The sequence below is a fragment of the Kribbella sp. NBC_00382 genome (assembly GCF_036067295.1).
Taxonomy (GTDB): domain Bacteria; phylum Actinomycetota; class Actinomycetes; order Propionibacteriales; family Kribbellaceae; genus Kribbella.
Genome location: NZ_CP107954.1, coordinates 8,351,146 through 8,374,787, shown reverse-complemented (window position 1 = coordinate 8,374,787; position 23,642 = coordinate 8,351,146). Strand labels below are relative to the sequence as shown.

Below are 23,642 nucleotides of genomic sequence, written 5' to 3'. Positions count from 1 at the left end.
CACAAGCACCAGCAATCAACAGCTTCACCCCTGACCCCGCCCACCCGACGACCGAGGGCAAAATCCCGGCCGCCAGCAGGACGGAACCACCAGATGGCTCCCGCAGTAAGTAGCCCCAAAGAAGCCGGCCAAGCAACAAAGCACCCGGCTCTCGCGATGTTGCGCGGCGCAGCGATCGCCGCAGTGGTCGTCGGCGTGAACGCAGCCGCCGTCGCGACCGTCGCCGCCGGATCCAAAGGTCTGTGGGGCGCGCTGCTCGGCCTGTTGACGGTGCTGATCTTCTCCGGCGCCGGTCTGCTCGCGCTGCACGCCGCGCGGCACACCAGCCCGACCATGCAGCTCGGTGTCGCGATGGCCTCCTACACCGGCCGGATCGCGATCTTCGGCGGCCTGCTCGCACTCGCGATCAACTCCGACTCGCTGGCCCGCAACGTCAACCTGACCGCGCTCGGGATCACCGCGATGGTGGTCGTGATGGGCTGGATGGCCGGCGAGATCTGGGCCTGGTCGCGGCTGCGCGTCCCGATCTACGACCTCGACCACGAGGTGAACCCGTGAGCACCCTGCGTGACGCCTGGGATAGCCGTTTCCAAGCCGTTACCGAAGGTGTGTCGAATGGCACTGGACACCCCGCTCAGGCCGATGTGACCCGGCGTGTCGCGGGCTGGTACCTTTCGGGTGCCAATGAGCCAGAACGAGGATCCGAAGCCGACGCCGAACACATCCGGCGATGGCTGGCGGGTCCTGTCCTACTTGATCGGCGGAGTCCTCGTCTACGGGGGCATCGGCTTCGGGTTGGATCGCTGGCTCGGCACCAAGTTTCTGCTTCCGGTGGGCATCGTGCTCGGTGCCGGCCTGACGATCATGTTGCTGAACTTCCGGTACCGGCAGCGGTCCTGAGCCCTACCGGGTCTGACGTAGTTGACCGCCTTGCCCTGAGCCGCCCTGCCCTTAGCCCTATGGCGAACGACTTGAGCACGACGCGAGAGGAGACCCGGTGAGCGCCGGCGTTCCGACCGAGTTCATCCCACCCGGTCCACAAAGCTTCGACACCCCGCCGATCATCGACGGCGTCGACTGGTTCACCAAGCCGGTGCTGGTCGCGGCGCTGTCGGTGGTGGTGATCATCTGGTTCTACTGGGGTGCGTCCCGCAAGGCCGCCATCGTGCCGTCCAAGCTGCAGTTCGCCGGGGAGTTGGGTTACAACTTCGTCCGCAACTCGATGGCGCGCGACGCGATCGGCAGCCAGGAGTACATGAAGTACGTGCCGTACCTGTGCGGCCTGTTCTACTTCATCCTGCTGAACAACGTCGCGGCGACGATCCCGTTCATCCAGTTCCCGACCTTCAGCCACATCGGCTGGGCGTACGTGGCCGCGATCATGAGCTGGGTCATCTACAACGCGGTCGGCATCAAGAAGAAGGGCCTCTGGGGCTACTTCAAGCACCAGACGATGCCGGCCGGCGTGCCGGTCTGGCTGATGCCGCTGATGATCCCGATCGAGTTCATCTCGAACATCCTGGTCCGGCCGATCTCGCTGAGCCTGCGGTTGTTCGCCAACATGTTCGCCGGCCACATCCTGCTGCTGGTCTTCGTCACCGGTGGCGAGTACATGGTGCTGCACTCCGGCAGCATCGCGATCGGCGGTGTCGGCATCATCACCTGGCTGATGGCGCTGGCGATCGGCGGCCTGGAACTGTTCGTGCAGTGCATCCAGGCCTACATCTTCGTCGTACTGACCGCGCAGTACATCGGTAGCGCGATCTCCGACGAGCACTGATCAGCACCACCCAGCTGTACACCTGACCGTCGTAACGGAAACCCGGATAGTCCCTATCCGTACCGAAAGGAACCACCGCAATGAGCAACATCGCTCTCGCAATCACCGGTGACATCGCCGTCCTCGGCTACGGTCTCGCCGCGATCGGCCCGGGCGTGGGCGTCGGTCTGATCTTCGCCGCGGTCATCAACGGCACCGCGCGTCAGCCCGAGGCACAGAGCAAGCTGCAGTCGATCGCGTGGATCGGCTTCGGCGTCACCGAGGTTCTGGCGATCATCGGTATCGCGCTCGCCTTCGTCTTCAAGGGCAAGACCGGCGCCTGATCTTTCCACCCCTGACTGACAGGACTTGAACATGCTGACGACACTTCTGCCGCTGACAGAGGCCGCTGAGGAAACCCCCAGCCCGCTGCTGCCGCACACGGCTGAGATCATCTTCGGCTTCGTGTTCCTGGTCCTCTTGGCCATCGCCTTCGCCAAGGTCGTAGTTCCGAAGTTCGAAAAGGCTTATGCCGATCGGACCGCGGCGATCGAAGGCGGAATGAACGAGGCCAAGGTGGCCCAGGCCGAGGCGAAGGCGGCCCTCGACAAGTACAACGCGCAGCTGTCGGAAGCCCGGCAGGAAGCTGCGAAGATCCGTGAGGACGCGCGTGAGCAGGGTGCGCTGATCATCGCGGAGATGCGTGAGCAGGCCAACACCGAGGCCGAGCGCATCGTGACGCACGCCCGCACCCAGATCGACGCCGAGCGCACGCAGGCCGTGGCCTCGCTGCGCAGCGAGGTCGGCACGATGGCGACCACGCTGGCCGGTCGCATCGTCGGTGAGTCGCTCGAGGACGAGGCGCGTCAGCGCCGGACCGTCGAGCGCTTCCTGGCCGACCTGGAAGCTTCTGAGTCGGCACGGCAGGCCGTCGGAACGGACGGCTGATGCGCGGCACATCGAGGGAGTCACTCGCCAAGGCCCAGGAGGCCCTGGCGAGTGTCACCGTCACGGAAGGCCTCGGCGCCGAGCTGTTCTCGGTGGCCAAGCTGCTCGACGGCAACGGCTCGCTCCGGCGGGCCCTGACCGACCCGGCCCGCCCCGTGGCGACCCGGACCGGTCTGGCCCAGCAGTTGCTCGGCGGCAAGATCTCCGCTCAGGCGCTGGAGATCCTGACCGCCGCGGTGTCCGGCCGCTGGGTCAGCGGGCGCGACCTCGGCGACTCGCTGGACGAGCTGAGCGTGCAGGCCGATGTGGCCTACGCCGATGGGCAGCGCAAGCTGGACGACGTCGAGGACGAGCTGTTCCGGCTCGACCGGATCGTCACCGCCGAGCGGGCACTGAATGACAAGCTGAGCGACCGCAACATCCCGGTGGCCACCCGGCAGGAGCTCATCCACGGGCTGCTGCAGGGCAAGGCGACCGACGTGACCGTGCGGCTGGCGGAGCGCGCGGTGGACGGCCGGGGCCGCAACTTCGCGGGCTCGATGCGGGCGTACCAGGTCGCTGCCGCCAACCGGCGCAGCGCCAGCATCGCGACCGTCCGGGTCGCCGCGGACCTGTCCGAGGCGGACCGCACCCGGCTCGCGACGGTGCTCGGCCGGCAGTACGGCCGCGACATCCAGCTGAACGTGATCGTCGACCCGAGCGTGGTCGGCGGCGTCCGGGTGGACATCGGTGACGAAGTGATCGACGGAACCATCGCGGCCCGGCTCGACGAGGCGCAACGGCGCATCGCGGGCTGACCCCTAACGACATATACGGCGCTAGTGGTCAGCAAGCCTCTAGAGCCCATCACCAGGCCAGCAAAGGTCAAGGAAGCAGGGACGGAAGATAATGGCTGAGCTCACGATCAGGCCGGAGGAGATCCGGGACGCCCTGGATCAGTTCGTCCGCGACTACACGCCGGACGAGGCTGCCCGCGAAGAGGTCGGCACCGTGATCGACGCGGGTGACGGCATCGCGCACGTCGAGGGCCTGCCCTCGGCGATGACGAACGAACTGCTCGAGTTCGAGGACGGCACCCAGGGCATCGCGCTGAACCTCGACGTCCGCAGCATCGGTGTCGTCGTGCTCGGCGACTTCGGCGGCATCGAAGAGGGCCAGCAGGTCCGCCGGACCGGCCAGGTCCTGTCCGTGCCGGTCGGTGAGGGCTACCTGGGTCGCGTCGTCGACCCGCTGGGCAAGCCGATCGACGGCCTCGGTGAGATCACCGGCCTCGAGGGCACCCGCGCGCTGGAGCTGCAGGCGGCCGGCGTGATGGACCGCCAGGAGGTCCGCGAGCCGATGCAGACCGGCATCAAGGCGATCGACGGGATGATCCCGATCGGCCGTGGCCAGCGTCAGCTGATCATCGGCGACCGCAAGACCGGCAAGACCGCGATCGCGATCGACACGATCATCAATCAGAAGGCCAACTGGGAGTCCGGCGACCCGAAGAAGCAGGTTCGCTGCATCTACGTCGCGATCGGCCAGAAGGGCTCGACGATCGCCGCCGTCCGCGGCGCGCTCGAAGAGGCCGGCGCGATGGAGTACACCACCATCGTGGCCTCCCCGGCGTCCGACGCGGCCGGCTTCAAGTACGTCGCGCCGTACACCGGTTCGGCCATCGGCCAGCACTGGATGTACCAGGGCAAGCACGTCCTGATCGTCTTCGACGACCTGACCAAGCAGGCCGAGGCCTACCGGTCGATGTCGCTGCTGCTCCGCCGCCCGCCGGGCCGTGAGGCCTACCCGGGTGACGTCTTCTACCTGCACAGCCGGCTGCTCGAGCGCTGCGCGAAGCTGAGCGACGCGCTCGGCGCCGGCTCGATGACGGGTCTGCCGGTGATCGAGACCAAGGCCAACGACGTCTCGGCCTTCATCCCGACCAACGTCATCTCCATCACCGACGGCCAGATCTTCCTCCAGTCGGACCTGTTCAACGCGAACATCCGCCCCGCCATCGACGTCGGCATCTCGGTGTCCCGGGTCGGCGGCGCCGCGCAGGTCAAGGGCATGAAGAAGGTCTCCGGCTCGCTGAAGCTGGACCTCGCGCAGTTCCGCGCGATGGAGGCGTTCGCGATGTTCGCCTCCGACCTCGACGCCACCTCGCGCCGCCAGCTGGACCGCGGTCAGCGGCTGGTCGAGCTGCTCCGCCAGCCGCAGTACTCGCCGTACCCGGTCGAGGACCAGACCGTCTCGATCTGGGCCGGTACCACCGGCAAGTTCGACGACGTGCCGGTCAACGACGTGCTCCGGTTCGAGCGTGAGTTCCTGGACTTCCTGCGCCGGGAGAGCAACGTGCTCGACGCCGTCCGCGAGTCGGGCAAGTTCGAGGACGACTCGGCCGACGCCGTCACCGACGCGCTGAAGAAGTTCAAGCCGACCTTCCAGACCTCCGACGGCCAGCTGCTGGTCGGCAAGGAAGAGACGGCGGCGATGGACTCCGAGGACGTCGAGCAGGAGCAGATCACCAAGCAGAAGCGGGGCTGATCGTCCATGCCCGCAACCCAACGTGAGCTGAAGGATCGGCGAGCCTCCGTCTCGACGATCAAGAAGCTCACCCGTGCGATGGAGCTGATCGCTGCGTCCCGGATCGTCAAGGCGCAGCAACGCGCCAAGGCGGCCGGTCCGTACGCGCGTGAGCTCACCCGAGCGGTGTCGGCGGTGGCGACGTTCTCGAACGTCGACCACCCGCTGACCACCGAGAAGCCGAACCCCAAGCGGGCCGCGGTTCTCCTGATCACCTCCGACCGCGGCCAGGCCGGCGCGTACTCCTCCTCGGTCATCCGGGAGGGCGAGCGGCTGAACCAGCTGCTCCGGGAGTCCGAGAAGGAGATCGTCCCGTTCCTGAGCGGGCGCAAGGGGATCGCCTACTACACCTTCCGGCAGCGCGAGGTCGCGCAGTCGTGGAGCGGCGACTCCGACGCGCCGTCGTTCGCCCGTGCGCGGGAGATCGCCGACGCGTTGATCGAGGCCTTCCTCAAGCCCACCGAGGAGGGCGGCGTGGACGAGATCCACATCGTCTTCACCCGGTTCGTCTCGATGCTGACGCAGAAGCCGGACGTCATCCGGTTGCTGCCGTTGGAGGTCGTCGAGGGCGAGGAGGCACCGGCCGCCGAGGACGTACTGCCGCTGTACGAGTTCGAGCCGTCCGCCGAGGACGTGCTCGACGGGCTGCTGCCGAAGTACGTCGCGAGCCGGATCCACTTCTGCATGCTGCAGGCGGCGGCCTCCGAGCTGGCCAGCCGGCAGCGCGCGATGAAGTCCGCCACGGACAACGCGCAGGATCTGATCGAACGACTGACCCGCGAGTACAACCAGGTGCGTCAGTCGGCCATTACCCAGGAAATCAGCGAGATCGTCGGTGGCGCGAACGCGCTGGCCGACGCCAACGCCGGGAGCGAGTGAGAGAGATGACTGCCACGGTTACCGAGAAGGACAACAGCGGCGCGGCAGGTGCCGTTGGTCGCGTCGCCCGGGTCATCGGCCCGGTCGTCGACATCGAGTTCCCCGCGGACGCGATGCCCGACATCTACAACGCGCTCGAGGTGGACATCGCCTTGAACGACGTCACCACGACGATCACCCTCGAGGTTGCGCTGCACGTCGGCGACAACATCGTCCGGGCGATCTCGATGAAGCCGACCGACGGCCTGGTCCGCGGCGCCGAGGTACGCGACACCGGCGCGGCGATCTCCGTACCGGTCGGCGACGTCACCAAGGGCCGGGTCTGGTCCGTGACCGGCAAGTGCCTGAACCAGGACGAGTCCGAGTTCGAGATCACCGAGCGCTGGCCGATCCACCGCAAGGCGCCGGCCTTCGACCAGCTCGAGTCCAAGACCGAGATGCTGGAGACCGGCATCAAGGTGCTGGACCTGCTCACCCCGTACGTCCAGGGCGGCAAGATCGGCCTGTTCGGCGGTGCGGGCGTCGGCAAGACCGTCATGATCCAGGAGATGATCTACCGGATCGCGCACAACTTCGGTGGCACCTCGGTGTTCGCCGGTGTCGGTGAGCGCACCCGTGAGGGCAACGACCTGATCGGTGAAATGGAAGACGCCGGCGTCTTCAAGGACACCGCGCTGGTCTTCGGCCAGATGGACGAGCCGCCGGGCACCCGGCTGCGCGTCGCGCTGTCCGCGCTGACGATGGCGGAGTACTTCCGCGACGTGAAGGAGCAGGACGTACTGCTCTTCATCGACAACATCTTCCGCTTCACCCAGGCCGGTTCCGAGGTCTCCACGCTGCTCGGCCGGATGCCGTCGGCGGTTGGTTACCAGCCGAACCTGGCCGACGAGATGGGCGTTCTGCAGGAGCGGATCACGTCGACCCGCGGTCACTCGATCACCTCGATGCAGGCGATCTACGTTCCCGCCGACGACTACACCGACCCGGCGCCGGCCACCACCTTCGCGCACCTGGACGCGACCACCGAGCTGTCGCGTGACATCGCGTCGCGTGGTCTGTACCCGGCCGTCGACCCGCTGACCTCCACGTCGCGGATCCTCGACCCGCAGTACATCGGCCAGGAGCACTACGACGTGGCCGTCCGGGTGAAGCAGATCCTGCAGAAGAACAAGGAACTGCAGGACATCATCGCCATCCTGGGTGTCGACGAGCTCTCCGAAGAGGACAAGATCACCGTCGCGCGTGCGCGCCGGATCGAGCAGTTCCTCTCGCAGAACACGTACATGGCGGAGAAGTTCACCAACACGCCGGGTTCGACGGTGCCGCTGAAGGACACCATCGAGTCGTTCAAGAAGATCACCGAGGGCGAGTGCGACCACATCGCCGAGCAGGCCTTCTTCAACGTCGGTTCGCTCGACGACGTCGAGCGGCGTTGGGCTGAGCTCCAGAAGGAACTCTGATGGCCGACGAGTCGGGCAAGCACCTCGAGGTCGCGCTGGTCGCGGCCGAACGGGTGGTCTGGGAGGGACAGGCGAAGATCGTCATCGCCCGTACCACCGACGGCGACGTCGGTATCCTCCCCGGCCATGCCCCGCTGCTGGGTCTGCTGGAGGGCGGTACGGTCCAGGTGCGGACGGTCGACGACGAGTACTTCGTCGCGGCCGCTCCGGACGGCTTCATCTCGGTGGCGCACGACCGGGTCTCGATCCTGGCCGAGAACGCCGAGATGGGGCACGACATCGACCTCGAAGAGGCGAAGCGGGCGCTCGAGCAGGCCCAGTCCACCGGGACCGACAGCGAGGACGAGCAGGAGCAGGTCCGGCTCGCCGAAGCCAGGGTGAGGGCCGCCGAGAAGGCGTCCTGACCCCACCTGCAATAATTGAAAAGAGTTGTACTCAGTACGGTTCGGGCATGGCGCCACCACAGCGAGGGCGCCAGGAATGAGGTTGGCAACTTATGAGCACAGTCCTCGAATTGGTCGGGGTCTGTTGCCTTGCTGCCGTACTGCTGATCATCGCTTTCGCGTGCCGTCGTCGCTGGTTGTCCAGGGACGGCGGCACGTTCGATTGCAGCCTGCAACTCGCTGAGAAGGACCATGGGCGTGGCTGGGCCCTCGGACTGGCCCGCTACGTCGGCGACGACCTGCAGTGGTTCCGGGTCTTCAGCCTCGCCTGGTGGCCGAAACTCACCGTCAACCGCCGCCAGCTCGAAGGCGTGACCACCCGCCGCCCGATGGGCAACGAGCCCCTGGTCACCTACGCCGGCCACGTCATCGTGGACGCCGAGCTGCGCGACCGTACCGTCCACTTCGCGATGACCGAAGAGGCCCTCACCGGCGTCCTCGCGTGGATGGAATCCGCACCCCCGAGCACCCAGACCTACCTGTAGGTGCCGCCACCGATCGTGCAGGGCCTCAGTGCTGTTGAGGTGAAGGACGCCGTTGGGATGGCTGCCTACGCGCGTGGACTCGGCTATGCCCAGGGTGGGGCTGTTCGGTCGACATGGTGGGACCCGACGGTGAACGCGCTGCGCGGTCGCGTTCGTGGGCAGTTGGAGAATCTGTACGAGGTCGCGGTCTTCGTCTCGATCGGCGTCGACGGCCGGGCGAGCTATCTCGACGGCGAGTGCACCTGCCCGGTCGGGCTCGACTGCAAGCACGTCGCCGCAGTCGCGCTGAATGCGATCCTGTCCTCTTCGGAGTCGGACGGGTCGGGCCTGTCGGCTGCCACGACTGCGACTGTGCAAGTGGAGCCGGCGCCCGTCGGCCGGGCGATCGCGCGGGCGGTCGGCTGGGAAGCATCGCTGGACTCCCTGGTCGGCCAGGAGGCGCCGGTCCTGCGCGATCGAGCCGGTTCGGCACCGCTCGCGATCGAGCTGTCCCTGGTGATACCGGCTCCGTACTCGACGAAGAGCCGGTCCGGAGCGGGCGAGCCGGTGCTCCTCGCCCGGGTGATGAAGCGGGGCAAGAACGGCTGGATCCGGGGCAACCTGACCTGGGCGACGCTGGACAACCCGTACGGCGAGCTGGTCAGGGCGCACTCGCAGGCGCTCCAGGAGCTGTACGCGTCCTACACCTCGCGCCGGGCCAGGTCGCCGTACCGGCAGGGCGACGAGAAGACGTTCGAGCTGTCGGCCTTCGACAGCAGGCAGCTCTGGCCGCTGCTGGACCAGGCGCTGGCCGTCGGCGTACGCCTCGTCCACAGCAGGAAGAATGCTGGGGATCTCGATCCGTACGGTGTCGCCGAGTTCTGTCTGGACATCACGACGGAGGAGTCCGGGGCGCTGCTCATCCGGCCGCTCACCCGGATCGCCGGCGATCAGCAGGACCCGCCGTCCGCCGTGGTGCCGGTCGAGTTCATCGGCGCCGAGGGCCACGGGCTGGTCTGGGTCGACCGGTCGGATCTCGGTCCGTCCACAGATCTCGAGGGGTTGCGGTTCCGGCTGGCCAAGTTCACCCGGCCGGTACCGCCCGAGCTCCAGCAGGTCGCCCTGACCGCGCAGGAGCTGAAGATCCCGGCAGCGGACGGCGCGCGGTTCCGCGCGGAGTACTACCCGAAGCTCCGGCAGCTGGCCACGGTCATCTCCTCCGACGACTCGTTCAGCCCGCCGACGATCTCCGGCCCCGAGCTGAGCCTGCAGGCCGACTACGGTCCTGGGCATGCGCTGGATCTGCAGTGGAGCTGGCTCTACAAGGTCGACGGCTCGCAACTGCGGGTACCGGTCGGACAGGCCACCGGACCAGGCGAGATCTACCGCGACCTGGACCAGGAACGCGAGATCCTCGCCGAGCTCGAGTTGCAGCCGGAGTCCCTCCCCGAGAGCCTGCAGGAGTTCGACACCGTGCGGTTCAGCACCGAGCTGCTTCCGCAGTTGGTCGCGGATCCGCAGGTGGACGTCGAGGTGAGTGGCGAGCCGGCCGACTATCGCGAGGTCGGTGACTCGCTGACCATCGAGGTCTCGACCTCGGCCGAGGCCGGTGAGACGGACTGGCTCGATCTCGGGATCACGATCAAGGTCGAGGGGCAGCGGGTGCCGTTCGTCAACGTCTTCCGGGCCCTGACGGCCGGCAAGTCGTCCGTGCTGATGACCAGCGGCGCCCACTTCAGCCTGCAGAAACCAGAGCTGCGGGCATTGCGAGCCCTGATCGAGGAGGCACAGGCCCTCCAGGACATCCCCAATGACAATCTCAGGATCAGCCGGTACCAGGTCGGCCTCTTCGAGGACCTGGAAAACCTAGGTCTGGTGGAGCATCAGGCCGAGGGGTGGCAGCAGCAGCTGACCGCGCTGCGTTCGATCGAGACGACCGACGCGACCGAGCTCCCGGCGATGATCGCGGCATCATTGCGTCCGTACCAGCTGGAGGGGTTCCGCTGGCTGGCCTTCCTCTGGAAGTTCGGGCTGGGTGGCATCCTCGCCGACGACATGGGGCTCGGTAAAACCCTGCAGACGTTGGCTTTGATCGCCCATGCGAAGGAGACGGGCGCCGGCCCGTTCCTGATCGTCGCTCCGACCAGCGTCGTGTCGAACTGGCCGTCCGAGGCTGCGCGATTCGCTCCCGGGCTGAAGGTGGTGACCGTCCCCGACACCCTGCGTCGCCGCAGCCAGAGCCTCGACGAGGTGATGCGCGACGCCGACGTGGTGGTGACCTCGTACACGCTGCTCCGCCTGGACATCGACGCGTACGCTGGCCGCACCTGGGCCGGACTGGTTCTCGACGAGGCGCAGTTCGCCAAGAACCACCAGTCGAAGGTCTACCAGTGCTGCCGCCGGCTGCCTGCTCCGTTCAAGCTGGCCATCACCGGTACGCCGATGGAGAACAACCTGATGGAGCTCTGGTCGCTCCTCTCGATCACCTCGCCCGGCCTGTTCCCCAGCCCGACCCACTTCGACCGGTACTACGTACGCCCGATCGAAAAGGAGGGCGACGCCGAGCGGCTGGCCCAGTTGCGCCGCCGGATCAAGCCCCTGGTCAAGCGCCGGACCAAGGAGCAGGTGGCCGGTGACCTCCCGGAAAAGCAGGAGCAGGTGCTCGAGGTGGAGCTCCATCCGAGGCATCGCAAGATCTACCAGACCCACCTGCAACGTGAGCGCCAGAAGGTGCTCGGCCTGGTCGCGGACTTCGACAAGAACCGGATGACCATCTTCCGGTCGCTGACCCTCCTGCGGCAGCTGAGCCTGCATGCGGGCCTGATCGACGAGGTCCATGGCGACCTGCCCAGTGCGAAGATCGACGCTCTGCTCGAGCAGCTCCCCGACATCATCGGCAGCGGTCACCGGGCCTTGGTCTTCAGCCAGTTCACCGGGTTCCTCGCCTTGGTCCGGCAGCGGCTGGACGCGGAGGGGATCGAGTACTGCTACCTCGACGGCAGCACCAGCAACCGGCCCGCAGTACTGAAGAAGTTCAAGGACGGTACGGCGCCGCTGTTCCTGATCAGCCTCAAGGCCGGTGGTGTCGGGCTCAACCTGACCGAGGCGGACTACTGCTTCCTGCTCGATCCGTGGTGGAACCCGGCGACCGAGGCGCAGGCCGTGGACCGGATCCACCGGATCGGCCAGCGCAGGTCGGTGATGGTCTACCGCCTGATCGCCAAGGACACCATCGAGCAGAAGGTGATGGAGCTCAAGGAGCGCAAGGCGGCCCTGTTCGCCAGCGTGATGGACGAGGGCAACGCCTTCGGCGCCGGTCTGAGCCCGGACGACATCCGCGGCTTGTTCAGTTGATCGGTCCGTCTAGGGTCGATACATGACGGGCATTCTGCTGGAACTGGATCTGACGCGTGGGGTCCTGGAGACTCCGCCTGCTTCGCCGCTGGCCGCTTTCCGGGCTCGGCATCTGCCGACCATGCGGGAGTTGGTGCGGGCGCTGCGCAAGGGCGCCGAGGACGACCAGGTGGTCGGGCTGGTCGCGCACCTGGGTGGGCCGGCGCTGTCGCTGGCTCAGGTACAGGACCTGCGGGAGGCCGTGGCGGACTTTCGGGCGTCGGGCAAGGGCGCGGTCGCCTGGACCGAGTCGTTCGGCGAGATCGGCGGCGGGACCGTGCCGTACTACCTGGCGACGGCGTTCGACGAGATCTGGGTCCAGCCGTCGGGCGATCTCGCGATCACCGGCGTCAGCATCCAGGCCACCTTCATCAAGGGGGCGCTGGACAAGGCTGGCGTGATTCCGCAGTTCGGCAAGCGCCGGGAGTACAAGTCGGCGGTGGAGACCTTCACCGAGAAGGAGATGTCCGGGCCGGCCCGTGAGATGGCGTCGCGGCTGGCCGAGTCGGCGTACGAGCAGATCGTCGAGGGCATCGCAGTACGGCGCCGGCTGGAGCCTGCGAAGGTGCGGGAGCTCGTGGATGACGCTCCGCTGTCGGCGGAGGCGGGTCGTGAGGCTGGGCTGGTCGACAAGCTCGGCTACCGGTCGGATGTGTACGAGGCGCTGGAGAAGCAGCTGGGGGAGACCACACCGCTCCTGGCCGAGCGGTACGTCCGCCGCGGTCCCAGGACGCTCCAGGAGGTCCGCCAGAACCTCCCCTGGCCGCAGAAGCCCGTAGTGGCGGTCATCCGGATCAGCGGCGGCATCAGTGTCGGCCGCAACTCGGGTGGCAGACCCATCGGCGGCCCCGGCTCGGGTTCGGACACCATTGGCGCCGCCCTGCGCGCAGTAGCCGAAGACGACAAGGTCAGGGCCGTCGTACTACGGATAGACAGCCCAGGCGGCTCATACGTCGCCTCAGACGCCATCCGCCACGAGGTACTCCGCCTACGGGCCACCGGCCGCCCAGTGATCGCCTCCATGGGCAGCGTGGCAGCGTCCGGCGGGTACTTCGTCGCGATGCCCGCCGATGTCATCGTCGCCCAGCCCGGCACCATCACCGGCTCCATTGGAGTCTTCTCCGGCAAGGGCGTAGTACGGGACGCCCTTGGACGCATCGGCATCTCCCAGGAGGCTGTGTCGGAAGGCGCCAACGCCCGGATGTACTCCGCCCAGGAGGAGTTCACCACCGAGCAGTGGGAGCGGCTGGAAGAGTCCCTCGATCGCATCTACGAAGACTTCGTCGCCAAGGCCGCTCAGGACCGTGGTCTCCCAGTGGCTGACCTGGAAGCCCTGGCCCGCGGCCGGGTGTGGACCGGCGCCGACGCCCACGAGCGCAAGCTGGTCGACGAGTTGGGTGGCTTCGAGCACGCCCTCCGCCTCGCCTGTAACCGTGCAGGCCTCGACCGGGACAACATCACCCTCACTGCAGCCCCTCACCGCACCCTGCTGGACCGCCTGCGCCCGCCGGAGTCCAGCGACGACCTGGCGGCCACAGCGCGGTCCTGGACCGCAGACGGCCTCACCAGCACCATCTACGCGGCCCTAGGCCTCCCACCCACTGGCGTCCTCACGATGCCGATGAGCTGGCGTCTTACTTAGGGTCGCGGTCGCCACCAGGGACCCAGAGGACGTCGCCGCCCGAGGACAGGTTGGCTACTCGGCCGAGGATGAAGAGTAGGTCTGACAGGCGGTTCAGGTACGTGATCGCCAGCAGGTTGATCGTGGGGCCGTGGGTTTCGACGGCTGTCCAGGCGGAGCGTTCCGCGCGGCGGGTGACTGTGCGGGCGACGTTCAGGTATGCGGCGCCCGGCGTACCGCCCGGGAGGATGAAGGAGCGGAGTTTGGTGAGGCGGTTGTTGTACTCGTCGCACCAGCCTTCCAGCCGGTCGACGTAGTCCTGGGTGATCCGCAGCGGCGGGTACTCCGGGTCCGGAGAGATCGGGTTGCACAGGTCGGCGCCGACGTCGAAGAGGTCGTTCTGGATCCTGGTCAGCAGCAGCACCAGGGAACTGTTCAGGTGGCCGGCCGCGATCGCGACGCCGATCGAGGAGTTCGCCTCGTCGACATCGCCGTACGCCACCACCCGTGGATCGGTCTTCGATGCCTTGCTCATGTCGCCCAGGCGGGTCTCGCCGGCGTCTCCGGTCCGGGTATAGATCCGCGTCAAGTTCACAGCCATGTCACGGCACTCTACGCAAGCCCGCGACGACGAGCCGATACAGTCAGCAGGTGGAACGGTTTCGGATTGCAGGCGAGGCACGGCTCGAGGGCAGCGTCGAGGTGGCAGGCGCGAAGAACAGCGTGCTGAAGCTGATGGCGGCGGCACTGCTGGCGGAGGGGACGACGACGCTGCGGCAAGTGCCGAACATTCTCGACGTCACCTTCATGGCCCAGTTGCTGGACACCCTCGGCTGCTCGGTGAAGATCGACGCGGACTCGGCCAGCGCGACGATCGCGGTGCCGGCGGAGATCGGGTACCAGTGCGACTACGAGCTGGTCCGCAAGCTGAGAGCCTCCATCTCGGTCCTCGGACCGCTGCTGGGCCGCTGCGGCCGCGCCGAGGTGGCGCTGCCGGGTGGCGACAACATCGGCTCCCGCGGCCTCAACATGCACGTCGCCGGCCTGGAGTCGATGGGCGCGAAAGTCCATATCGAGCACGGTTTCGTGATCGCCGAGGCACCCCAGGGCCTGCACGGCGCGGAGGTCTGGCTGGACTTCCCGAGCGTCGGCGCGACCGAGACGATCATGATGGCCGCGGTGCTCGCCAAGGGCACCACGGTGATCGAGAACGCCGCCCGCGAGCCGGAGATCCAGGACATCGCCGCGATGCTGGTCGAGATGGGCGCGGTGATCGAGGGCGCCGGTACGCCGAGAATCGAGGTGACCGGCGTCGACGGGCTGCTCAAGCCGGTCGACCACGTGACCGTGCCGGACCGGATCGTCTCCGGCAGCTGGGCGTTCGCCGCCGCCATCACCAAGGGTGACATCACCGTCTCGAACGGTCACGCCGAGCACCTCGAACTGCCGCTGGACAAGCTGCACAAGGCCGGCGCCGAGATCACCATCCTGAACCCGGGCTTCCGCGTCGTCATGAACGACCGCCCGAAGCCGGTCGACGTCGTCACGCTGCCGTACCCGGGGTTCGCGACCGACCTGCAGGCGTTCGTGATCTTGATGAACGCGGTCAGCGACGGCGCCGCGATGGTCACCGAGAACCTCTTCGAGGGCCGCTTCACCTTCGCCCAGGAGCTCACCCGGCTCGGCGCGCACATCCAGACGGACGGCCACCACGCCGTCGTACGGGGTGTGCCGCGGTTGTCCGGCGCTCCGGTGGTCGCCAGTGACATCCGCGCCGGTGCCGCGCTGGTCATCGCGGGTCTCGCGGCCGAGGGCGAGACATTGGTCTCAGCGGCCCACCACGTACACCGCGGCTACACGGACTTCGCGGGCAACCTGCGCCGCCTGGGTGCCGATGTGACTGTCGAGCCGGACGACGCAGAGCTCTACTGGAACTAAATGCCTTAAAGTCGGTCGCATGACTGAGCGCGTGATCAAGCCCGTCGGCCGCGGTTTCCTCTTCCTCGATTCGCACCCTGCTGGGTGTGAGCAGATCGTCCGAGGGCTGACGGAGCAGGTCGAGGCACGGACGCCGGAGACGCGCCCGGTCGCGCTCGTGATCGGTTCCAGCTCGGGCTACGGACTGGCCGCGACTGTCGCTGGGCTGGCCCGGTATGGCATCGACGGCATCGGCGTCTCCTTCGAGAAGGCGCCGGCACGTCGTACTGCCACCGCGGGCTGGTACCGCACGGCCGCCACCGCCGCGTACGCCGAAAGCGTGGGCAGCACGTTCCACTTCATCAATGCCGACGCGTTCGCCGACACCACCAAGAGTGACGTGCTCGACCTGCTGCAGGAGAAGTTCGGGGGAGTCGACTACCTGATCTACTCCGTCGCCGCACCGCGCCGGGTCGACCCGCGCACCGACACGACGTACCAGTCGGCCATCAAGGCGATCGGCCAGGCCGCGCAGACCAAGAGCCTCGCGTACGACGACGGCCAGCCGGTCCTGCAAGAGGTCGGCATCGAGGTCGCCACCGACGAGGAGATCGCCGACACCGTCGCGGTCATGGGTGGCGAGGACTGGGCCCGCTGGGTGGACGCCCTGGAGGAGCGCAAGCTGCTCAAGGACGGCTTCAGCACTGTTGCCCTCACCTACATCGGCAGTGAGCTCACCGGCCCGATTTATCGCCAGGGCTCGATCGGCGCCGCCAAGGCCCACCTGGAAGCCACCGCTAGCGAACTGCGCCAGCGAGACGGCGTAGAGGCCCGTACGTCGGTCAACGGCGCCGCTGTCACGCAGGCGTCGTCCGCGATCCCCGGCATCGGCCTGTACGTGAGCCTGCTGCACAAGGTGCTCGGCGACGGCCTGCAGACACCCATGCAGCAGTCCATCTCCCTCTGGGACCAACTGACCGGCGAGAAGCCCCTGGACCTGGATGAGGACGGCCGCATCCGCCTGGACCGCTGGGAGCTGACTGACGACGTGCAGGGCGCTGTGAAGAAGCAGTGGGACGCAGCGACCCAGGACAACATCGCCGAGGTCGCCGACACCGTCTGGTTCTACGAGGAGGTCCGCCGCCTCTACGGCTTCGACGTAGCCGGTGTGGACTACGAGGCTCCCGCAGAGGTCGACGTGGAGTGGCCTACAAAGGCTTAAAGGAGACCATCTCCAGGACCAGGTCGCCTGCCTCGTCGGAGGCGTCCAGGTCGATGGTGGCGGTGATGCGCCAGTCGTGGTTGCCCTCGGGGTCGTCGATGATCTGCTGGACCTCCCAGTAGCCCGGGTGCTCCTCGACGATGAACAGGGCCGGCCCACGAGCGGCAGGGCCGGTCGGCAGCGAGTCGTGCTCGGCGTAGTACGCAGTACCGGCCTCTGCCCAGCGTCCGGCGTCCCAGCCGGAGTCGTTGTCCAGCTGGCCCAGCTCGGCCCAGCGGTGCAGCGAGACGAGCTCCACCCGGCGGAACATCGCGTTGCGGACGAGTACCCGGAAAGCCCTTGTGTTCAAGGTGATCCGGCGAGGGCCGACCGGTACCGGCGCGACGATCTCGTCGGTGCTCGGGTTGGTCAGCTCTTCCCACTCGTCGAGCAGGCTGGAGTCGGTCTGGCGGACGACCTCGCCGAGCCACTCGATCAGGTCGGTCAGGTCCTCGTTCGCCTTGTCCGGCGGGACCGTCTGGCGGAGCGCCTTGTACGCGTCGCTGAGGTACCGCAGGACGATGCCCTCGGAGCGCGCCAGCGCGTAGTACTGGATGTACTCGCCGAACGTCATCGCGCGCTCGAACATGTCCCGGACGACGGACTTCGGCGACAGGCCGGCCTCGGCGATCCACGGGTGGGTTTGTCGATAGATGTCCAAAGTTGCCTCGAGCAACTCTTCGAGCGGCTTCGGCCAGCTGATCTCGTCGAGCAGCTCCATCCGCTCCTCGTACTCGATCCCGTCGGCCTTCATCCCCTGCACGGCCTCGCCCTTGGCGTGGTGCAGCTGCGCCATCAGAATCGCGCGCGGGTCCTCCAGCGTCGCCTCGACCACCGAGACCACGTCCAGCGCATACAGCGGGTCCTCAGGATCGAGCAGGTCCAGCGCCGCCAGCGCGAAGGTGGACAGCGGCTGGTTCAACGAGAAGTCCTTCTGCAGGTCGACCGTCAGGCGCAGCGTGCGGCCGTTCTCGTCGGGCTCGTCCAAGCGCTCGACGACGCCCGCGGTGAGCAGCGTGCGGTAGATCTGGATCGCGCGCCGGATCAGCCGGAGCTGCGCCTTGGAGTCCTCGTGGTTGTCCTGCAGCAGGTGCCGCATGCTCGCGAACGCGTCGCCGTCGCGGGCGATCACGTTCAGCAGCATCGCGTGGCTGACCCGCATCCGCGACTGCAGCGGCTCGGGATCGGCGGCGACGAGCCGGTCGAAGGTGTCCTCACCCCAGGTGACGAAACCCTCCGGCGGCTTCTTGCGCTGCACCCGGCGCTGCTTCTTCGGGTCGTCGCCGGCCTTCGCCATCAGCCGGACGTTCTCCACCACGTGATCCGGCGCCTGGACGACGACGGTGCCGGAGGTGTCGTACCCGGCCCGGCCCGCGCGACCCGCGATCTGGTGGAACTCACGCGCCTTGAGGATGCGCTGCCGGCGGCCGTCGTACTTGCTCAGCGCGGTCAGCAGGACGGTACGGATCGGGACATTGATGCCGACGCCGAGGGTGTCCGTGCCGCAGATGACCTTCAGCAACCCCGCCTGCGCGAGCTGCTCGACCAACCGCCGGTACTTCGGGAGCATGCCGGCGTGGTGGACGCCGATCCCGTGCATGATGAGGCGCTGCAGCGTCTTGCCGAAGCCCGGGCTGAACCGGAAGTGCCCGATCAGCTCCTTGATCTTGTCCTTCTCCTCCTTCGTGCAGACGTTGATGCTGGTGAGCGCCTGAGCGCGTTCCAGCGCGGACGCCTGGGTGAAGTGGACGACGTACACGGGGGACTGGTGGGTGACCAGGAGCTCGGAGAGCGTCTCGTGCAGCGGCGAGGTGACGTACTTGTAGACCAGCGGCACCGGTCGCTCGGCCGACGAGACGATCGCCGTCGGCCGGCCGGTCCGCCGGTTCAGGTCGATCTTGAACCGCTCGACGTCGCCGAGCGTGGCCGACATCAGGATGAACTGGGCGTCGGGCAGCTCCAGCAGCGGTACCTGCCACGCCCAGCCACGGTCCGGCTCGGAGTAGAAGTGGAACTCGTCCATCACCACCTGACCGACATCGGCGGCCCGGCCCTCGCGCAGCGCCACGTTGGCCAGCACTTCGGCGGTACAGCAGATGATCGGCGCCCCGGCGTTGACGGACGCGTCCCCGGTCAGCATCCCGACCTTGTCGGCCCCGAAGACATCACACAGGGCGAAGAACTTCTCCGACACCAGCGCCTTGATCGGCGCGGTGTAGAACGTCCGCTTCCCGTTCGCGAGCGCCGCGAAGTGCGACCCGGTGGCCACCAGGCTCTTCCCGGAGCCGGTCGGCGTCGACAGGATCACGTTCGACCCCGTCATCACCTCGATCAGCGCCTCTTCCTGCGCCGGATACAACGAGATCCCCTGCTCACCCACCCAGGTGGCAAAGGCGTCGTACAGGGCATCGACTTCGGTGGAGCCGGGCAGCTTCTCGGTGAGCGTCATCACTGCCATTGTCCCGCATCCGTCAGAACAGCCCCGCCAGGAGGTCCGCGGGGTCCCTGGAGACGGGCCAAGCGCTGATCTGGCCGTCGGTGAGGGCGGCGATCCGCCAGGCGCCGTCGGCACGGCGTACCAGGTCGGCGGTGACGAAGGGGAGGGCCAGATCGGTGATGACAGGCTCGATCTCGACCAGATCGATCCCGGCCGAGAGTTGGAGGCAGCGGCCACCGATCCACCAGGTCCGCAGGAGCGGGCCGTCCGCAGAGTCCACCACTACGGCTCGCAGCGCCTTAGGCCAGCGAGTACGGTCCTGCGCCAGCCGGTAGTCGTCAGGACTGGTGCGCAACGTCACCCGCCGAGCATCGAGCACCTTGGCGAAGGTGGCGTACTCAGCAATCGTCATCGGCCAGCCGCGATAAACGGCGTCGTCGCCGGCCGGTACCGCGGCCACCATGTCTTCCGGGTGCTCCCGTGCGGTGTGGTCGACCACCGCGACCGGTACGCCGAGAGCGCGCGCCGCGTCCGCCTCCGCGGCGAAGTGTGGATCCACTCGCCGCGGCTCCGACGGGTCCCCCGGTACCAGCAACATGCACTGAATTGTCCCTGCGAACTCAGCGGCTCGCCTGTTCTTCCGCGCGCCAGGCCGAGGACTTCCTGCTGTAATCAGCGGAAACATGGCTGATCGATGAGGCTTGTAGCTTCGCGGCGTGACAGTTCTGTCGTCCCGGCGCCGGGTCCGGCTGTGGTTCGGCCAGCACCAGATCGGCGAGTACATCGGCGACCACGCCTACGCCGACCGCTACGAGGCCGCCATGCGCCGCCGCTTCCCCGGTCTGGAGATCACCAATGAAACCCTGGCGGCTCGGAGCCCCTCAGCCGCGAGCCGCCAGGTGTTCGAGGTGGGCTACTTGACTTCGTAAGCCCGCTTGATGGTCTGCGTGACCTTGTTGCCTGCGGCATCGATCGCGATCGAGCGCAGGGTGACGAAGCCGCTGGACGGCTGGTCGACGGCCGCCTTGAAGGTGTTCACGCCGGTACGCCGTACCGCCACCGGCCGCCACGAGCCGCCGTCATCGAAGGACGCCGACACCTGCAGCGACACGATCGGCTTGGTGGGCGCGAGGAACGCCGTCTGGACGGTGACCGGGAACTCGAACCGGCCGCCGGGCGCCCGGTTGCGGTCATCCAAAGCCGGCGTGTAGCGCACATTCAGCAGCGGCAGCGCAGTGTCGACACCGTCCGGCGTCCGCTGCGACTTGAACGTCCACTCCGACGAGATCTCCGTCGACAGCTTGGTCCACACCTGACCCGGCTTGACCACCTTCGCCAGCCGGTACGTCGCAGCGCCGGCCGGTAGCGCGAACGTCTGGATCGCCACCGAATCCGTCGAGCCGATCTGCTGGCCGTTGCGGAACAGCGTGGTCTGCTCGGACGCGCTGCCCACATCACCGAGCCGGTTGGGCACGCCGTCGGAGAAGGTCGGCACGTAGACGCTCAGGATGTCACCATCGCGCGACACCCAAGGCAGCTTCGGCCGTCCCGGATTGCCGATCCGCGGGTCGGGCAGGCTCGGGCCGAAGACACCCCGCTGCCAGTCGAGCTTCGTCGTCTTCCCGGCCCGGAAGGCATTCACCTCGGAGTCGAGCACCGAGTGGTACTCGTACCCGTTCTCCTCGCTGAAGCTGTAGACCTGGTTGCTGAAGGCCCACTCCACGCCCTTCGCCGAGTAGTACTCGTCCCGCCGGAACGGCAGGCTCATGCTGATCGCCGGCGTGAAGACGAACAACGGCAGCCGGGTACCGTCCGCAGCCGGCTGCGGCGCCGTGGGGAAGCCGTAGTTGTCGGCGTAGAAGCCGGGCTCACCGGCGTACGACGCGTTGATGTGCGCGTAGTCGGCAGGCTTGGTGATCACCGACGGGTGGGCCGGAATGCGGCCGGGCCAGACGGCGACATCGTGGTACAGGTAGGGGCTGTTCAGGAAGCTCCCGACGCCGGGCACCGGCCCGTCCGGAGCGCCGGCCCAGGCGACATGCGAGTACGCCGTGTAGGTCTGAGCGGTGCCTGTCTTGTTCGGTACGACGTACAGCTCGGGCTCCGCGTTGGGGACGCCGTTCCCGTCGAGGCCGACGCCGCCGATATAGGTGCCGGTGGCAAGCGTCCGGTTCATCCCAATCCCGCCGGTCGCGGCGGTGGCGCCGGTGACCGGAGCCTTGAACGCGACCTTCGCCGCCCGGCGGCCGTCCAGTACGACCGGCCCGGTCTTGCCGATCACCAGGTCGCCTTCGGTGTAGTACGTGATCTCCTGGAGGCCTGGCGCGTCGGACCTGAGGGTGGCGGCGTAGCCGTCGACCAGGTAGTGCCCGGCCGGGAGCTTGACGGTGTCGCCGGCCGCGACCGAGTACCCCTCCTGGCGTTCGATGTTGATCAGGTAGGTACCGGCCAGATGCAGGTCGTCGTTGGTGGCGGGTGCGCCGGTACGGTCCGTCATCTGCAGGGTGTGCTCGTAGGTCGACACCTCCTTGCCGATGCCAACGGTCGTGCGGATCGCCGGACCGTTGCCGTTGCCGTTGGCAATGAGCCAGGCGGCGTACGCGCCCTCGGCCTCACGCCCGTCGGTGCGACCCGTGACGTTGACTTGCGCGCTGCCGTTGGCCGGGATGGTGATCGAGGACCGGTCGAGGCGGAACAGCTTGGCGCCTTCGAGGCGGAGAGTCAGCCTGACCGGGTGGGAGCTCTTGTTGACGTACGTCACCGGCTTCGTGACCGGCTTGTCGTCGTCGTGCGGTGCCGCTTGCAGCCCGAGGTTGAGGTTGCTGGGCATCGCCAGGACCTCTTGCTTGATCGCCTGCGCGACGTCGACCCGGCCGGCGCCCTGGGTGTAGATGCCTTGGCCGTCGAGTCCGACCGACGAGCCCATCAACGCCGACTTCAGCTCCGGGGCCTTCCAGTCCGGGTGCTGCTGGGCGAGCAGGGCGGCCGCGCCGGCGACGTGGGGCGCGGCCATCGAAGTACCGGACAGATCCGCGTACGAATCGTTGATCGCGAACGGTGCCAGCGGCGTGTTCGCCGCGCGGGCGGCCACGATGTGGCTGCCGGGAGCGGAGATGTCGGGCTTCACCGACAGGTCGCCGACGCGCGGGCCCTGGCTGGAGAACTCGCTGTGGGTGTCGGACTTGGTGACCGAGGCGACGGCCAGGGCGGCATCCGCCGCGGCCGGGGTCGATACGGTCTGCGCGGCGCCGAAGTTGCCGGCCGAGACGACGAACAGCGTGCCGGTACTGGCGGTCAGCTCGTTGATGGTCTCGGAAAGGATGTCCGTACCGTCGCTCGGGCCGCCGCCGATGCTCATATTGACGACCTTCGCGCCGGACTCGGCGGCCCACTGCATGCCGGCGATCATCGCGGACGACTCGCAGTTGCGATCGCCGCACACCTTGCCGATCATCAGGCCGGCATCGGGAGCGACGCCCTTGTACTTGCCGCCCGACGCTGCACCGGTACCGGCCACGGTCGAGGCAGTGTGGGTGCCGTGGCCGATCCGGTCGACGACGTCCTTCTCATCGACAGTGCCATCTTGGTCCGCGGTGAAGCCCTTGGTGGCGATCACCCGGTCCTTGAAGTCGGGGTGCGTCGCGTCGTACCCGGAGTCGAGCACGGCGACCTTCACGCCCTTGCCGGTGAAGCCGGCCTTCCAGGCTGCCGGGGCGCCGATCTGCGGGACGCTGCGGTCGAGGTTCGGGGTGACGCCGCCGTCGAGCCAGAGCTTCTTGACGGTGCCGGCCAGGCCGGTTTTGCGCTTGGCCTGCGGGCTGTTGAGCCAGTTGAACCAGAGGTCGCCGGCTTGCGATCGTTCCTGGCCGATCGCGACGGCGTCGATGATCGGCAGTTCGCGCTTGACCAACGTGCCCTCGGGGAGGGCGGAGCGGACGGCACGGGCCGCGCCACCGGCGGCGTACTGGACCAGCAATGGGAGGCGGGGCGACGACTTGTCATCCAGGCCGAGGGTGGCGAGCAGGCTGACGTCGAAGAGTCGCTCGTCGACGATGCCCGACGAGACGAGCGGGAAGGCGTCCAGCGGGACGACGAGTTCCTTGCCCTTGAAGGAGACCTTGTGGAAGGCCATTCCTTCGCGGCCGGGGCCTGCCTGGACGGTGACGGGGGTGTAACCGGTGGCGGTTCGCCCTACGGTCACCTTGTCGCCGGTGACGAGGGTGATGGTGAGCGGATTGACGGTGGCCGCCAACCCAGCGCCGGCTCCATCAGTACCGGCGCTGGGTTGGCTCGGGGGAGGGTTCTGGAGGCCGGCGGCGGGGACCGCGAGGGCGGCGGCGACCGCCAGCGACACGATGGTCGCGGCGGCCAGCTTGCGGGATCGGGACAAGGTTCACCTCACGAAATGGGCGTTTCTGGGGCGTGGGAAAGCACAGTCGGGCAGGGCGAAGCACGGCGACGGCCGGGCGGGGCCGTCGCCGGATCAGGCGAGGGG

The 23,642-nt window shown here is 67.7% G+C and carries 20 protein-coding genes; 16 read left to right on the top strand and 4 right to left on the bottom strand.

What is annotated here, in order from left to right:
• Positions 1-93 precede the first annotated feature (93 nt).
• The 13 genes from OHA70_RS39225 to sppA all read left to right on the top strand — a co-directional run bounded on the left by OHA70_RS39225 (position 94) and on the right by sppA (position 13,553).
• Positions 94-558 carry a hypothetical protein gene (locus OHA70_RS39225; protein ID WP_328326882.1) on the top strand — a complete coding sequence of 155 codons (465 nt, stop codon included), beginning with the start codon at positions 94-96 and terminating at the stop codon, positions 556-558.
• A 126-nt stretch (positions 559-684) separates the two neighbouring features.
• Positions 685-900 (top strand): AtpZ/AtpI family protein, encoded by a 216-nt coding sequence (locus tag OHA70_RS39220; RefSeq protein ID WP_328326880.1) that lies wholly within the window; start codon positions 685-687, stop codon positions 898-900.
• A gap of 97 nt (positions 901-997) precedes the next feature.
• Positions 998-1,780: a F0F1 ATP synthase subunit A gene (gene atpB, locus OHA70_RS39215; protein WP_328326878.1), complete on the top strand. Its 783-nt coding sequence runs from the start codon at positions 998-1,000 to the stop codon at positions 1,778-1,780.
• Between the two features lie 80 nt (positions 1,781-1,860).
• Positions 1,861-2,103: an ATP synthase F0 subunit C gene (atpE, locus tag OHA70_RS39210; protein WP_328326876.1), complete on the top strand. Its 243-nt coding sequence runs from the start codon at positions 1,861-1,863 to the stop codon at positions 2,101-2,103.
• 31 nt (positions 2,104-2,134) lie between these two features.
• Positions 2,135-2,707: a F0F1 ATP synthase subunit B gene (locus OHA70_RS39205; protein ID WP_328326874.1), complete on the top strand. Its 573-nt coding sequence runs from the start codon at positions 2,135-2,137 to the stop codon at positions 2,705-2,707.
• Positions 2,707-3,504 carry a F0F1 ATP synthase subunit delta gene (locus OHA70_RS39200; protein ID WP_328326872.1) on the top strand — a complete coding sequence of 266 codons (798 nt, stop codon included), beginning with the start codon at positions 2,707-2,709 and terminating at the stop codon, positions 3,502-3,504. The genes OHA70_RS39205 and OHA70_RS39200 overlap by 1 nt, the downstream gene beginning before the upstream one ends.
• 91 nt (positions 3,505-3,595) lie before the next feature.
• On the top strand, positions 3,596-5,233 hold the full coding sequence (gene atpA, locus OHA70_RS39195; RefSeq protein ID WP_328326870.1) for a F0F1 ATP synthase subunit alpha: 1,638 nt from the start codon (positions 3,596-3,598) through the stop codon (positions 5,231-5,233).
• A gap of 6 nt (positions 5,234-5,239) precedes the next feature.
• On the top strand, positions 5,240-6,151 hold the full coding sequence (locus tag OHA70_RS39190; protein ID WP_328326868.1) for a F0F1 ATP synthase subunit gamma: 912 nt from the start codon (positions 5,240-5,242) through the stop codon (positions 6,149-6,151).
• A 5-nt stretch (positions 6,152-6,156) separates the two neighbouring features.
• Entirely contained in the window at positions 6,157-7,611 is a 1,455-nt protein-coding gene (atpD, locus tag OHA70_RS39185) for a F0F1 ATP synthase subunit beta (protein WP_328326866.1), read from the top strand.
• Entirely contained in the window at positions 7,611-8,015 is a 405-nt protein-coding gene (locus tag OHA70_RS39180; protein WP_328326864.1) for a F0F1 ATP synthase subunit epsilon, read from the top strand. Before atpD ends, OHA70_RS39180 begins: the two co-directional genes overlap by 1 nt.
• Before the next feature lie 92 nt (positions 8,016-8,107).
• Positions 8,108-8,539: a DUF2550 domain-containing protein gene (locus OHA70_RS39175; RefSeq protein ID WP_328326862.1), complete on the top strand. Its 432-nt coding sequence runs from the start codon at positions 8,108-8,110 to the stop codon at positions 8,537-8,539.
• 57 nt (positions 8,540-8,596) lie between these two features.
• On the top strand, positions 8,597-11,872 hold the full coding sequence (locus OHA70_RS39170; RefSeq protein WP_328326860.1) for a DEAD/DEAH box helicase: 3,276 nt from the start codon (positions 8,597-8,599) through the stop codon (positions 11,870-11,872).
• A gap of 22 nt (positions 11,873-11,894) precedes the next feature.
• Positions 11,895-13,553, top strand: coding sequence for a signal peptide peptidase SppA (sppA, locus tag OHA70_RS39165; RefSeq protein ID WP_328326858.1), 1,659 nt, complete (start codon positions 11,895-11,897; stop codon positions 13,551-13,553).
• Here sppA and OHA70_RS39160 read toward each other — a convergent pair.
• Positions 13,546-14,133 (bottom strand): cob(I)yrinic acid a,c-diamide adenosyltransferase, encoded by a 588-nt coding sequence (locus OHA70_RS39160; protein ID WP_328326856.1) that lies wholly within the window; start codon positions 14,131-14,133, stop codon positions 13,546-13,548. The two genes, sppA and OHA70_RS39160, sit on opposite strands and share 8 nt — an antisense overlap.
• Positions 14,134-14,183: 50 nt before the next feature.
• On the opposite strand from OHA70_RS39160, the gene murA reads away from it, so the two are divergent.
• Both murA and fabV read left to right on the top strand, forming a co-directional pair.
• Positions 14,184-15,470, top strand: coding sequence for a UDP-N-acetylglucosamine 1-carboxyvinyltransferase (gene murA, locus OHA70_RS39155; protein WP_328326854.1), 1,287 nt, complete (start codon positions 14,184-14,186; stop codon positions 15,468-15,470).
• A 19-nt stretch (positions 15,471-15,489) separates the two neighbouring features.
• Positions 15,490-16,671 (top strand): enoyl-[acyl-carrier-protein] reductase FabV, encoded by a 1,182-nt coding sequence (gene fabV / locus OHA70_RS39150; protein ID WP_328326852.1) that lies wholly within the window; start codon positions 15,490-15,492, stop codon positions 16,669-16,671.
• Here fabV and OHA70_RS39145 read toward each other — a convergent pair.
• Together OHA70_RS39145 and OHA70_RS39140 are read right to left on the bottom strand one after the other, a co-directional pair.
• Positions 16,658-19,159, bottom strand: coding sequence for a DEAD/DEAH box helicase (locus tag OHA70_RS39145; RefSeq protein ID WP_328326850.1), 2,502 nt, complete (start codon positions 19,157-19,159; stop codon positions 16,658-16,660). The two genes, fabV and OHA70_RS39145, sit on opposite strands and share 14 nt — an antisense overlap.
• 22 nt (positions 19,160-19,181) lie before the next feature.
• On the bottom strand, positions 19,182-19,745 hold the full coding sequence (locus OHA70_RS39140; RefSeq protein WP_328326848.1) for an ATP-grasp domain-containing protein: 564 nt from the start codon (positions 19,743-19,745) through the stop codon (positions 19,182-19,184).
• Positions 19,746-19,863: 118 nt separating this feature from the next.
• Here OHA70_RS39140 and OHA70_RS39135 point away from each other — a divergent pair, with 118 nt between their 5' ends.
• A complete protein-coding gene (locus tag OHA70_RS39135) occupies positions 19,864-20,076 on the top strand; it encodes a hypothetical protein (RefSeq protein WP_328326846.1) in 213 nt (70 codons plus the stop codon).
• On the opposite strand, the gene OHA70_RS39130 is transcribed toward OHA70_RS39135, so the two are convergent.
• Complete coding sequence (locus OHA70_RS39130; RefSeq protein WP_328326844.1) at positions 20,061-23,537, bottom strand: S8 family serine peptidase; 3,477 nt, start codon at positions 23,535-23,537, stop codon at positions 20,061-20,063. The genes OHA70_RS39135 and OHA70_RS39130 overlap by 16 nt on opposite strands.
• Positions 23,538-23,642: the final 105 nt, after the last annotated feature.